The following is a 13,010-nucleotide window of genomic DNA, read 5'->3' on the forward strand; positions in this document are numbered from 1 at the left end:
CTGCGCTCGGTCACCCGGCCATCCTGCCAGGCAGACGCTCGTGATCGGATGCCCGGACGCGCCGCGGGGTCACGGCGAGGGTGTTGATTTGACCAGCTTCGCGGCGACCCGCTCCGGCTTCGGCCACCGTACGTCGTACGCGGCGCCGACCTTCTCGAAGAGCCAGATCGCCCGGGCCGTGATGTCGAGCTGACCACGCAGTACGCCGTGCCGGGCACAGGTCGGGTCGGCGTGGTGCAGGTTGTGCCAACTCTCACCGAAGGAGAGGATGGCCAGCGGCCAGAAGTTCGTCGCCCGGTCGCCCTCGCGCACCTCGAAGGGCCGCTCGCCGTAGACGTGGCAGACCGAGTTGATCGACCAGGTGATGTGGTGCAGCAGGGAGACCCGGACCAGGCCGGCCCAGAAGAACGCGGTCAACGCGCCCTGCCAGGACCAGGTGACCAGGCCACCCAGCAGCGCCGGGGTGAGCAGGGAGAGGCTCACCAACAGCGGGAAGAGCCGGTCGACCCGGTGGATGTCCTTGTCGGCGAGCAGGTCGGGGGCGAACCGCTCCCGGTTGGAGAGTTCCCGCTTGAACAGCCAGCCGACGTGCGCGTGGAACAGCCCTTTGGTCAGGCCCCACACACTGGCCCCGAACCGCCAGGGTGAGTGCGGGTCACCCTCGACGTCGGAGAAGGCGTGGTGCCGGCGGTGGTCGGCCACCCACTGGGTGATGTTCCCCTGGACGGCGAACGAACCCGCGACGGCCAGGGCGACCCGCAGCCAGCGCTTGGCCTTGAACGAACCGTGCGTGAAGTACCGGTGGAAGCCCACCGTGATGCCGAGTCCCGCCACCACGTACCACACCCCGGCGATGGCGATGTCGGTCCAGCTCAGCCACCCACCCCAGGCCACCGGTACGGCGGCGAGCAGGGCGAGGAAGGGAATGGTGACGAAGGACCAGAGGGCGATGAGGATGCCTCTGGACTGGACGCCGTCGGTGAGTGGCTTGGGGCCCTTCTTGACGCCGGTGGCCGTTGGTGGTTCGAGCAGAACGGAGGACATGGCACCTCGCTGAGCGTAGGGGGACGATCGGTAACTTACGCCTACGTCACCGTAACCTACGGTCCCGTAGTCTGTCATGGACGCGGACTGAGAATCCGCTGGCAACCATCGACGGTTCTTGTCGTACACGAGTCCTAATCTCCAGGTCATGGTCGATCCGCTCGCCGATGAGGCACGCCGGCTGCGTACCGTCGAGATGCTGTCCGCGCGGGAGATCCGGCGACGGCTCGGCATCGGCAAGGACCGGTTGTCGGCGTTGCTGCGGGATGTTCCCCCGCCGGAGTGGACGAAACGGCCCAACGCCAAGGACGGGCTGCGGGCCCGCGCCGTCGAGCTGCGCGCGGCGGGCCGGTCGGTGCCGGAGATCGCCGCCGAGCTGGGGGTGGCGAAGTCGACCGCGTACCGGTGGGTCCGGCACCTGCCGCTCGACCGGGACCCGGAGGTCGAGGCCGACCGTCGACGCGCGCACTCCCGCCGGATGACCGACGCACGTTGGATGGCCCACCGCGAGTCCCGCGACGCAGCCGAAGCACAGGAACACGCCCGAGCGGCCGAGCGAATCGGGCAGGTCAACGAACGGGATCTGTTCATCCTCGGCGCGGCGATCTACTGGTGCGAGGGCGCGAAGTCGAAGCCGTGGCGCCGTGACGACCGGGTTGTCATCATCAACAGCGACGTCCGTCTGCTGGGGCTCTTCCTCCGCTTCCTGGAGGTCTGTGGAGTCGATCGGAGTGTTCCGAGCTATCGCCTGAGCATCCATGAGTCGGCCGACGCCGAGGCGGCCGCGCGGTGGTGGCAGGAGGTGCTCGGTTTGCCAGCCGAGCGATTCCAGCGACCGACACTCAAGCGGCATCAGCCGAAGACGGTCCGCTACAATACTGACGCTGACTACCGCGGCTGTCTGATCATCAATGTTCCGCGCAGCCGAGAACTCTACTGGCGCATCGAGGGTGCGATCAGCGCCCTGTTCGACTCGGCGACCGCCGGTGCGGGTGGGTGATCGATGAGCCGTTAGGCTGTTTCCCCGATGGGGTGTGGGGTAACGGCAACCCGCAGGCCTTTGGAGCCTTGAGCTTCTGGTTCGAATCCAGACACCCCAGCCAAATCGGACATCCGGCAATCGGCGTGTTCCATTCCCCCGGCGAGGGTGACTGCGGCTCTTGTCTGGTTAGCATGGGGCCGCACACTGCCGGCCGTTCTGACGGGAGCATTCTCGTGTCCCAGCCCCGCCTCCGCACCGTCGTCGTCCTCGCCGCCGGTGAGGGCAAGCGGATGAAGTCGGCGCTACCCAAGGTGCTCCATCCGATCCTCGGTCGTACCCTGCTCGGCCACGTCCTGGCGGCGGCCGCCCCGGTGTCGGCGGACCGCACGCTGGTGGTGGTCGGTCACGGCGCCGACCAGGTCACCGCGCACCTGGGCGAGGTCGCCCCGCACGCCGAGCCGGTGCTCCAGGCCGAGCAGCACGGCACCGGGCACGCCGTCCGGATCGCCCTGGAGAGCGCGCCGGACGCGGGCGGCACCGTGGTGGTGCTCAACGGAGACGTGCCGCTGCTGCGCCCGGAAACCGTCACCGAGCTGGTCGCCGCACACGAGGCCGCCTCGGCGGCGGCGACCGTACTCGCCGCCGAGGTGTCCGACCCGACCGGCCTCGGCCGGATCGTCCGGGGCGCCGACGGCGGGCTGGAGCGGATCGTCGAGGAGCGGGACGCCAGCCCCGCCCAGCGGGCGATCCGTGAGATCAATGCCGGGATCTACGCCTTCGACGCCGCGCTGCTGCGGGACGCGCTGGGCAAGCTCTCCACCGACAACGACCAGGGCGAGGAGTACCTGACCGACGTGTTCGGCCAGTTCGCCACCACCGGCGAGACGGTGGCGGTGCACGTGGCGGCGGACGCCACCGAGACGCTGGGCTGCAACGACCGGGTCGAGCTGGCGGCGCTGCGCCGGCTGCTGCGGGACCGGGTCAACGAGGGCTGGATGCGTACCGGGGTGACCCTGCTGGACCCGGCGACCACCTGGATCGACGTCACCGTCACGCTGGGCCGGGACGCGGTGGTCGACCAGAACACCCAGCTCTGCGGGGCCACCACGGTCGGCCCCGAGGCCGCCGTCGGCCCGGACACGACGCTGATCGACACCACCGTCGGCGCCGGGGCGACGGTGGTCCGCGCGCACGCGGTCGGCGCGGCGGTCGGCCCGGGCGCGAGCGTGGGGCCGTACGCGTACCTGCGGCCGGAGGCGACGCTGCGGGAGAAGGCGAAGGTGGGCACCTTCGTCGAGGTGAAGAAGTCGGAGATCGGCGAGGGGGCGAAGGTGCCCCACCTCAGCTACGTCGGCGACGCCACCATCGGGGCGCGGGCCAACATCGGCGCCGGGACGCTCTTCGTCAACTACGACGGGGTCGCCAAGCACCACACCGTGGTCGGTGAGGCGGCCTTCGTCGGCTGCGACACCAGCCTGGTCGCGCCGGTCGAGGTGGGCGCCGGGGCCTACGTGGCGGCGGGCAGCGCGGTGACCAGCGACGTACCGCCGGGAGCGCTCGCGGTCACCCGGGCCCAGCAGCGCAACATCGACGGCTGGGTGCTGCGCCGTCGGGCCGGCACCAGGTCGGCGGCGGCGGCGGAGCGTGCCGGACAGGGGCCCTCCGGCGCAAGCGAAGGTGAGCCACTCCACGAGGGGTCGGTAGCGGATGAAGGTCGTCCGGCCTCGGGAGATACTGCAACCGAATAGTCTCTGGCCCAACGCCGGGTGACCCACAGACAAACGGGAGCAGACGAGCCGATGGGCAGCATCGTCGCCGAAAATCGCAAGAGTCTGATGCTCTTCTCCGGGCGGGGATTTCCGGAGCTGGCAACGGAGATCGGTGAGGTGCTCGGGGTGGCGCCGACACCGTCCGACGCGTACGAGTTCGCCAACGGTGAGATCTTCGTCAGGTTCAGGGAGTCGGTGCGTGGTTCGGACGCCTTCGTGGTGCAGTCCATCACGCACGGTGTGAACAAGTGGGTCATGGAGACCCTGATCATGATCGACGCGTTGAAGCGCGGCTCGGCCAAGCGGATCACCGTCGTGCTGCCGTTCTACCCGTACTCCCGGCAGGACAAGAAGCACCGCGGCCGGGAGCCGATCTCGGCCCGGCTGGTGGCGGACCTGCTCAAGACGGCCGGTGCCAACCGGATACTCACGGTGGACCTGCACACCGCGCAGATCCAGGGGTTCTTCGACGGGCCGGTCGACCACCTCTTCGCAATGGACATCCTGGCCGAGTACGTCCAGCGCAAGTACGCCGGCCGCCCGATGACGGTGGTGGCCCCGGACTCGGGCCGGGTACGGGTGGCCGAGCGCTGGACCGACCGGCTCGGCGGCTGCCCGCTGGCGTTCATCCACAAGACCCGGGATCCCTCGAAGCCGAACCAGGTGGTGGCGAACCGGGTGGTCGGGGACGTCGAGGACCGGGTCTGCCTGATCGTCGACGACATGATCGACACGGGTGGCACCATCTGCAAGGCGGCCGAGATACTGCACGAGGCGAAGGCCGCCGACGTGGTGGTGGCGTCGACCCACGCCCTGCTCTCCGACCCGGCGACGGAGCGGCTCAAGAACGGCCGGATCAGCGAGGTGGTGGTGACCAACACCCTGCCGCTGCCGCCGGAGAAGCAGCTCGACAAGCTCACCGTGCTCTCCATCGCGCCGCTGCTGGCCCGGGCGATCCGCGAGGTCTTCGACGACGGCTCGGTGACCACCCTCTTCGGTGGACTGAGCTGACGGCACCCTGCCGCAGCGGTCGGTCCAGAGGTGGAATTGGCGGATCGCGAACGATGCCGGGCCGGCTGAGCGGGGACCGCCGCGAACCCGCATCGGGCCTCGGGTAGACTGGTGCGGTTGCCACGGCGAGGGTGCCCTGCGGGCCGCTGAAGCAAGCGCCGCACGGACGCACCGTCATCGACGCGGTGCTCCGGGCAGTGGCCACACGCAAAGCCCCCAGCGCGCCCCATCGCCCTAGCACCGCAAACCGCCAGCCGACGTAGCGCCGAAGTGACCGTATCAGGAGTCTTCCCGTGTCCGAGGTAAAGATCAGCGCCGAGCCCCGCACCGAGTTCGGCAAGGGTGGTGCCCGTCGTACCCGCCGGGCCGGCAAGGTGCCCGCCGTGCTGTACGGCCACGGCGAAAAGCCCAAGCACATTGCGCTACCCGCGCTTGAGTTCGCCGCCGCCATCCGGCGCGGCGGCGCCAACCAGTTGTTCACGATCGAGATCAGCGACGGCACCCAGGCGCTCGCGCTGCCGAAGGCCATCCAGCGGGACCCGATCAAGGACACTCTCGAACACATCGACATGCTGCTCGTGCGGCGGGGCGAGAAGGTCACCGTCGACGTGCCGGTGCACCTGACCGGCGAGCCGGCCCGGGACACCCTGGTCGTGAACGAGCAGAACACCCTGGCGGTGAGCGCGGACGCGACCCGGCTGCCGGACAGCTTCGAGGTGTCGATCGAGGGGCTCGATGTCGGTTCGCAGGTGACCGCGGCGGACGTACCGCTGCCGCAGGGTGTGGAGCTGGCCGTCGACCCGGAGCAGATCCTCGCGCTCATCACCCAGTCGCCGACCGCCGAGCAGATGGCGGCCGAGGCCGGCGAGGAGCCGACCGAGGAGGCCCAGGAGGAGGCCGGAGCCGAGGGCCCGGGTGCCGAGGCGGCCGAGGCCGAGGGCGGCAACGAGGGCGCGCCCGCGCAGGCCGCCGCCGAGGCCTGAGCGAGAGGCTGTCGGACAGGCGCTCCCGGACGTTCGGGGGCGCCTGTTTCCGTACAGTGACGCTCACGGGGCGGGAAGCAGAACTGGGGGAAGAGCGGCGTGGCGGAGGAGCTTCGTCCGTGGTTGCTGGTCGGGCTCGGCAACCCCGGCAGAGAGTACGCGCGGCACCGGCACAGCGTCGGCTTCATGGTGGCCGACCTGATCGCCGAGCGGATCGGCGCCAGGTTCGGGCGGCACCGCCGAGCGGTCGCCGAGGTGGCCGAGGGGCGGCTCGGGTTCGGCGGCCCGAAGCTGGTGCTGGCGAAGCCGATGACGTACATGAACCTCTCCGGCGGCCCGGTGTCGGCGCTGGCCCAGTTCTACAAGGTGCCGGTCGACCAGGTGATCGCCGTGCACGACGAGCTGGACATCCCGTACGGGCAGATCCGGTTGAAGCAGGGCGGTGGCGAGGGCGGACACAACGGGCTGCGGTCGATGTCCAAGTCGCTGGGGACGAAGGACTACCTGCGGGTGCGCTTCGGGATCGGGCGGCCGCCGGGCCGGCAGGACCCGGCCGACTTCGTACTCTCCGACTTCTCCTCCGTCGAACGCAAGGAGCTGGAGTTCCTGGTGGACCGGGCGGCGGACGCGGCGGAGGCGACCGTGACCCGTGGCCTGGAGTGGGCGCAGAACGCGTACCACAGCACCTGAGCCCGTGCCGGACTGAAGCGCCCGAGCCCGCGCCGGACGGACCGCGCCGGTGTGCCGGGGCCCGGCGCGGCTCCTCGCGCACACCCGACCGGTAGTCTTTCGCGGCGGGTGAGGAGGCAGACAATGATGATCTCTTGTCAGGTGGCCGGTGACGTGGCTTTCCGGGAGGTGCGCTGATGGCGGCGCCGCCGGTGATCGACGGGGAGTTCGCCCGGTGGCTGGCCGGTCGGGCCGGCCAGGCGTTGCTGGAACTCCGGACCGAAGTCGGCTTCTCCGACCCGGGCGCGCTGAAGGCGGCCGGCGACAAGGTCTCGCACGAACTCCTCCGCACCGAGCTGGCCCGGTGGCGGCCCGCCGACGCGGTGCTGTCGGAGGAGGACGAGGGCGCCCGGCTGGCCTGGGCGGCCGACGCCGAGCCGGAGATGGCGCCCCGGCTGAGCGCCGACCGGGTCTGGATCATCGACCCGTTGGACGGTACCCGGGAGTTCTCCGAGGAGGGCCGGGCCGACTGGGCGGTGCACGTGGCGCTCTGGGCCCGCCGGGCCGGCACCGCGCACGGGCTGGTCGCCGGCGCGATCGGGCTGCCCGCCCAGCACCGGGTGCTCGGCACCGACCAGCCGCCGGCATACCCGTCGACGGTGTCGGCGGCGGCGACCGGGAGTACCGCAGCGAACGGTCCGGACGGGATCGGCCGGCGGGTCAGGCTGGCGGCGAGCCGGAGCCGGCCGCCGGTCTTCCTCACCGACCTGGCCGCCGAACTCGGCGCCGAGCTGGTGCCGATGGGTTCGGCCGGCGCGAAGATCGCCGCCGTGATCAGCGGCGAGGTCGACGGCTACGTGCACGCGGGCGGCCAGTACGAGTGGGACTCGGCGGCTCCGGTCGCTGTGGCGATGGCCACCGGGCTTTTCGCTTCCCGAATCGACGGATCCGCGCTGAAATACAACCAGGCCGATCCCCGCCTGCCGGATCTCGTGGTATGCCGCGAGGATCTCGCCCCTCGGCTGCTCGCAGCGTTGCAGCGGCACATCCGGGTACCCTAGGCGGGGCCTGGCGACTCAACCGATCGGAAGGGTCTGGAATCCCATGCGAGCAGCAGGTGTGCGGGCTGGCACGAGTGGGCGCGGCGGGCACGGCGAGGTGACGCCATGACCTCGCCGGCGGCCTACCGGGTGTCCCACCTCGACGCGCTGGAAGCCGAGAGCATCTTCGTCATCCGCGAGGTGGTGGCCGAGCTGGAGCGGCCGGTGATGCTCTTCTCCGGTGGCAAGGACTCGATCGTGATGCTCCGGCTGGCCGAGAAGGCGTTCGCGCCGGCCCGGATTCCCTTCCCGGTGATGCACGTCGACACCGGGCACAACTTCCCCGAGGTGCTGGAGTACCGCGACCGGCGGGTGGCCCAGATGGGGCTGCAACTGGTGGTGGCCAGCGTGCCGGAGGCGCTGGAGTCCGGGCTGGTGCACGAGCCGGCCAACGGGGTACGCAACCGGATCCAGACCCCGGTGCTGCTCGACGCGGTGGAGAAGTACCGCTTCGACGCGCTCTTCGGCGGCGCCCGGCGCGACGAGGAGAAGGCGCGGGCCAAGGAGCGGGTGTTCAGCTTCCGCGACGACTTCGGCCAGTGGGATCCGAAGAACCAGCGCCCCGAGCTGTGGTCGCTCTACAATGGCCGGCACCATCAGGGGGAGTCGATCCGGGTCTTCCCGCTCTCCAACTGGACCGAGCTGGACGTCTGGCACTACATCGCCCAGGAGAAGATCTCACTGCCGTCGATCTACTTCGCCCACCAGCGGGAGGTCGTCGAGCGGGACGGCATGCTCTACGCGGTCAACGAGTTCATCACGCCCCGGGCCGGCGAGACACCCTTCGTCGAGCGGGTCCGCTACCGCACCGTCGGCGACGCCTCGTGCACCGCCGCCGTCCGGTCGGCGGCGGACACCGTCGAGCTGGTGATCGAGGAGGTGGCCGCGACCCGGATCACCGAACGCGGCGCCACCCGGGGCGACGACCGGGTCAGCGAGGCGGCGATGGAAGACCGCAAGCGGGAGGGGTACTTCTGATGACGGCGACCGCGGTGCCGAGCGAGACCCGTGCGATGGACCTGCTCCGGTTCGCCACCGCCGGCAGCGTCGACGACGGCAAGTCCACCCTGATCGGCCGGCTGCTCTACGACACCAAGTCGCTCTTCACCGACCAGCTCGAGGCGGTCGAGGCGGTCAGCGCGGCCCGGGGCGACGAGTACACCAACCTGGCGTTGCTCACCGACGGGCTGCGGGCCGAGCGCGAGCAGGGCATCACCATCGACGTGGCGTACCGGTACTTCGCCACCCCCCGGCGGAAGTTCATCATCGCCGACACCCCCGGGCACATCCAGTACACCCGGAACATGGTGACCGGGGCGTCAACGGCCGACCTGGCGCTGATCCTGGTCGACGCCCGCAAGGGGCTGGTCGAGCAGTCCCGCCGGCACGCGTTCCTCTGCTCGCTGCTGCGGGTGCCGCACCTGGTGCTCTGCGTCAACAAGATGGACCTGGTCGACTGGTCACAGGAGGTGTTCGAGCGGATCGCGGACGAGTTCACCGCGTTCGCGGCGAAGCTGGAGGTGCCGGACCTGTCGGTCATCCCGATCTCGGCGCTGCACGGCGACAACATCGTCACCCGCTCCGAGAACACGCCCTGGTACGAGGGCCCGTCCCTGCTGCACCACCTCGAACACGTGCACATCGCCAGCGACCGCAACATGGTCGACGTACGGTTCCCGGTGCAGTGCGTGATCCGTCCCCAGTCGACCACCGTCACCGACTACCGGGGCTACGCCGGTCAGGTCGCCTCCGGGGTGCTCAAGCCGGGCGACGAGGTGATGGTGCTGCCCTCCGGCTTCACCAGCCGGATCGCGGCGATCGAGACCGCCGACGGCCCGGTCGAGCAGGCGTTCCCGCCGATGTCGGTGACCGTCCGGCTCACCGACGAGCTCGACATCTCCCGGGGTGACCTGATCTGCCGGCCGAACAACGCCCCGGCGGTCGCCCAGGACATCGAGGCGATGATCTGCTGGATGGACGAGACCAGGCCGCTGCGGGTCGGCGGCAAGTACGCCGTCAAGCACACCACCCGGTCGGCCCGGGCCGTGGTGCGGAACCTGCACTACCGGCTGGACGTCAACTCGCTGCACCGGGACGAGTCCGTGACCGAACTGCGGCTCAACGAGATCGGCCGGGTACGGCTGCGGACCACCGTGCCGCTGCTCGCCGACGAGTACCGGCGCAACCGTACGACGGGTGGCTTCATCGTCATCGACGAGGCCACCAACCGCACCGTCGCGGCCGGCATGATCGTAGAGACTGGCTGACCCCCGTCGCACCACGGGGCGGCGGTCAGTGACGATCGTTGATCACTAGGATACCTTGGTGATCCAACGTTCCTTATCTGTCCTTATCGGACTGACCACTGTGCTCTGTCCACTCGCGGCAGTGCCGGCGCTCGCCGACGAGACCGAACCCGTCGCCGAGCCGTCCCGGGTCGAGCTGGTGCTCGACGTCAGCGGCTCCATGCGGGCCGCCGACATCGGCGGCCGGAGCCGGATCTCGGTCGCCCAGCAGGCGTTCAACGAGGTGGTCGACGCACTACCGGACGACACACAGCTCGGCATCCGGGTCCTCGGCGCGACATACAAGGGCAAGGACAAGGCAATCGCCTGCCGGGACACCCAGCAGCTCGTGCCCGTGGGCCCGGTGGACCGGGCGGCCGCCAAGGACGCGATCGCCACGCTGCGGCCCACCGGGCACACGCCGATCGGCCTCGCGCTGCGCGGTGCCGCCCAGGACCTCGGCACCGAGGGCGGCAACCGGCGGATCGTGCTGATCACCGATGGTGAGGACACCTGTGCCCCGCCGGACCCCTGTGACGTGGCCCGCGAGTTGGCCGCCCAGGGGACCAGACTGGTGGTAGACACCCTCGGCCTCGCCCCCGACGAAAAGGTACGCCGGCAGTTGCTCTGCATCGCCGCAGCGACCGGCGGGACGTACGCCGCCGCCCAGTCACCCGAGCAGCTCACCAACCGGATCAGGCAACTGGTGCGGCGGGCCGAGGCCAACACGCCCGCCCCGGCGCCGGTTGCCGGCGGTCGGGAGTGCGCCGGTGCGCCGCTGCTCGGACCCGGTGTCTACACCGACCGGGAGAAGCCCGCCGAGCACCGGTGGTACCGGGTGCCGGTGGCCGACGGGCAGGAGCTGCGGGCGGCGGTCAGCGTGGCGCCGGACCGACCGATCCACCGCGACTACGGGGTGCTGCTGCGGGCCACCGCCGCCGACGGGCGGGAACTGGTCCGGGGTACCGACGCCGGCAGCGGGCGGACCGACGTGCTCTCCACCGGGTTGCGCTGGTCGGCGGGTGAACCGGAGTCGTCGGACGGCGACGCGGAGCCGTCCCGGGGCGCGGCACGGGGCGACGAGTCCCGGCTCACCGAGGTCTGCCTGGTGGTGAGCAACTCGTTCGCACCGGTGGATCGGCAGGACGGGCAGCCCGGCATCCCGTTCGAGCTGGTCGTGGACGTGGTGGCCGGCTCGGAGCCGCCGGCCGCGCCGGGACTCGGCCGGGGCTGGCTGCTGCTGCTCGTGCTGGGCGGAGCCGGTCTGCTCACCGGCGTGTTGGCGGGCTGGCTGACCCGTTGGTGGATCGCGACCTGGAGGACGAACTGATGCGTACCCGGATTCGACCCGCCGCCGCTGCGGTGGCCGCCTTCCGGCTGGCGTGGCCGGTCTGCCGGGCCCTCGCGGTGCCGGCCATCCTGCTCGGAGTGCTGTACCCGGCCGCCGCGCTTGCCGCGCCCACCCCGTCACCCGGGGCGGCCGCGCTGGATCGGGCCGGCACGTCGTTTCTCACCGCCGTGCCGGTTACCGCCGGCCAGCCGGTACGCCTCGACGCCTCGACCGGCGACTACCTCTACTGGTCGTTCCCGGGCGCGGCCGGCGACGTGACGGAGATCGCCGCCACCCTGCGCTTCCCGGCCGGTGCCAAGCGGTCCGGTGCGTCGACGTGGAGCATCGAGGTGTTCGACGGGCTGCGACGCAGGCAGGCCTGCACGGCCGGCGCGCAGACGCCGACAGCCGCCCGGGACGCCACCGAGGTACGCCTCGGCTGCGTACTGCGCCGGGTACGGTCCTGGGCCGAGCCGTGGTCCGGAGACCCGCTCCCCGGGACGTACTACGCCAAGCTGTCGGTTGTCGAGCTGCCCGAGGCGGACCTCGGGCTGCCGGTCGAGGTCGACCTGCTGATCGGCACCACGGACGGTGGATCCAACGCCGACGACGGCGAGCTGCGGGCACCCCTGGCCCCGCCGGCCCGACCCGGCGCGGTGCTGGCCGCGACCGACGGATCCGGCGCGTCGCCGAGCCCGGCCGCTGCCGACGCTGACGCCGACGGTGGCATCTTCGACTGGGTGCCGGCGTTCTCCACGCGGTGGATCTGGACCACGGTTGGTGGGGTGCTGGCGGCGGTGGCCGGAGTCTTCGGGTTCTCGCTGACCTGGCGTCGCCGCTGACCCTCGCCGGGGCCCTTCCCAACCGGGAAGGGCCCCGGCAAGACCGTTCGCCGAGACCGGTTGACGGCCGTACCGGCTCACCAACAGCGGTTAGCGGCGGTGGCCTCGGCCCGGGCGACGGCCTCGCCCCGGCTGGAGATCACCCTCGTGACCTCGATCCGAGCGGACGCTGCGGCTGACCCAGGCCGGTCTGGTACCGCCGTCGGGCGGCGACCGGTGTGCCGAGCTGCGCGAGAAGGACATCCAGGAGCGCGGGTCCGGGCACGGTTCCCCGAGATGCCGCCGATGCCGAGCCATCCCCGGTTGGGCACCTGCTCGCCGAGGCCGGATTGCCGCTGAACTACCGGAACGGCCTACCACGCCCGCGCCGCTGGCCCGGTACGGCGCGATGGAGCTGCTAGGGGAGTTGGCGGACCTGGCTCGGGGCGGGTGCGGGGTGGCTGCCCTGTCCGATGAAAAGCCGGGGCAGCTTCCCCGGCTCGACGCCACGGTGGTGCCGGTGGCCCAACGAGTTGGTCACACTGCCGGACGCCTGGGTGGCAACCAACACCGGCATGGCCCGCCCCCAGGTGACCGCTGTACTCAGTGGGCGGCTGTACTCAGTGGGCGGCCAAGGCGTCCACCTGCACGCGGAAGCTGGGGCCGGCGAGTCCGGCGACGAAGAGGATGGTCAGGGTCGGTTCATGACGCCCGAGCCAGCGGGCGAGTTCAGCTCGCAGCCGATCCATGTCGACGTCACCGACGAGGTAGATGGTCAACTTCATCACGTCGTTGATCCGCATGTCGGCGGCGAACAGGTTCCAACGGACATTTTCGAGCACGATCGTCAGTTGTTCGATCGCGTCGTCCGGCACATGTCCGTCAGGTCGGATCCCGAGTTGGCCGGAGAGCACCACCCACCGGTGATTTTGGCCAATCTCCACCTGGTGGTGGAAGCCGGCGATCGGTGGATGGACCCGTGTTGGCGCGGGGTTTCGGAATATTCTCACCAGGAC

General features: G+C 70.8%; 12 protein-coding genes and 1 tRNA gene. 11 read left to right on the forward strand and 2 right to left on the reverse strand.

Features of this window, described 5'->3' with window-relative positions:
- Positions 1-69 precede the first annotated feature (69 nt).
- Entirely contained in the window at positions 70-1,044 is a 975-nt protein-coding gene (locus ABNF97_RS06620) for a fatty acid desaturase (protein ID WP_130465056.1), read from the reverse strand.
- Positions 1,045-1,192: 148 nt separating this feature from the next.
- Between ABNF97_RS06620 and ABNF97_RS06625 the strand changes: the two genes are divergently transcribed.
- The 11 genes from ABNF97_RS06625 to ABNF97_RS06675 all read left to right on the forward strand — a co-directional run bounded on the left by ABNF97_RS06625 (position 1,193) and on the right by ABNF97_RS06675 (position 12,015).
- Entirely contained in the window at positions 1,193-2,044 is an 852-nt protein-coding gene (locus ABNF97_RS06625) for a helix-turn-helix domain-containing protein (RefSeq protein ID WP_349337962.1), read from the forward strand.
- Positions 2,045-2,072: 28 nt separating this feature from the next.
- Positions 2,073-2,147, forward strand: a tRNA-Gln gene (locus ABNF97_RS06630).
- A 70-nt stretch (positions 2,148-2,217) separates the two neighbouring features.
- The gene (gene glmU, locus ABNF97_RS06635; protein WP_130465055.1) at positions 2,218-3,774 is read left to right on the forward strand and encodes a bifunctional UDP-N-acetylglucosamine diphosphorylase/glucosamine-1-phosphate N-acetyltransferase GlmU; all 1,557 of its coding nucleotides are present in this window, start codon (positions 2,218-2,220) and stop codon (positions 3,772-3,774) included.
- Positions 3,775-3,825: 51 nt separating this feature from the next.
- Positions 3,826-4,806, forward strand: coding sequence for a ribose-phosphate diphosphokinase (locus tag ABNF97_RS06640; RefSeq protein WP_349337963.1), 981 nt, complete (start codon positions 3,826-3,828; stop codon positions 4,804-4,806).
- A 293-nt stretch (positions 4,807-5,099) separates the two neighbouring features.
- The gene (locus ABNF97_RS06645) at positions 5,100-5,789 is read left to right on the forward strand and encodes a 50S ribosomal protein L25/general stress protein Ctc (RefSeq protein ID WP_130465053.1); all 690 of its coding nucleotides are present in this window, start codon (positions 5,100-5,102) and stop codon (positions 5,787-5,789) included.
- A 99-nt stretch (positions 5,790-5,888) separates the two neighbouring features.
- Positions 5,889-6,479 (forward strand): aminoacyl-tRNA hydrolase, encoded by a 591-nt coding sequence (pth, locus tag ABNF97_RS06650; RefSeq protein WP_130465052.1) that lies wholly within the window; start codon positions 5,889-5,891, stop codon positions 6,477-6,479.
- 176 nt (positions 6,480-6,655) lie between these two features.
- Complete coding sequence (locus ABNF97_RS06655; protein ID WP_130465051.1) at positions 6,656-7,519, forward strand: inositol monophosphatase family protein; 864 nt, start codon at positions 6,656-6,658, stop codon at positions 7,517-7,519.
- A 105-nt stretch (positions 7,520-7,624) separates the two neighbouring features.
- Positions 7,625-8,536 (forward strand): sulfate adenylyltransferase subunit CysD, encoded by a 912-nt coding sequence (gene cysD, locus ABNF97_RS06660; RefSeq protein ID WP_130465050.1) that lies wholly within the window; start codon positions 7,625-7,627, stop codon positions 8,534-8,536.
- Entirely contained in the window at positions 8,536-9,825 is a 1,290-nt protein-coding gene (locus ABNF97_RS06665; RefSeq protein WP_130465049.1) for a GTP-binding protein, read from the forward strand. Before cysD ends, ABNF97_RS06665 begins: the two co-directional genes overlap by 1 nt.
- 58 nt (positions 9,826-9,883) lie before the next feature.
- On the forward strand, positions 9,884-11,173 hold the full coding sequence (locus ABNF97_RS06670; RefSeq protein ID WP_502930458.1) for a VWA domain-containing protein: 1,290 nt from the start codon (positions 9,884-9,886) through the stop codon (positions 11,171-11,173).
- On the forward strand, positions 11,173-12,015 hold the full coding sequence (locus ABNF97_RS06675; protein WP_349337964.1) for a peptidase: 843 nt from the start codon (positions 11,173-11,175) through the stop codon (positions 12,013-12,015). Before ABNF97_RS06670 ends, ABNF97_RS06675 begins: the two co-directional genes overlap by 1 nt.
- Positions 12,016-12,614: 599 nt before the next feature.
- On the opposite strand, the gene ABNF97_RS06680 is transcribed toward ABNF97_RS06675, so the two are convergent.
- Complete coding sequence (locus ABNF97_RS06680; protein ID WP_349337965.1) at positions 12,615-13,004, reverse strand: RidA family protein; 390 nt, start codon at positions 13,002-13,004, stop codon at positions 12,615-12,617.
- Positions 13,005-13,010: the final 6 nt, after the last annotated feature.

Source organism: Plantactinospora sp. B6F1 (assembly GCF_040120695.1).
Taxonomy (GTDB): Bacteria; Actinomycetota; Actinomycetes; order Mycobacteriales; family Micromonosporaceae; genus Plantactinospora.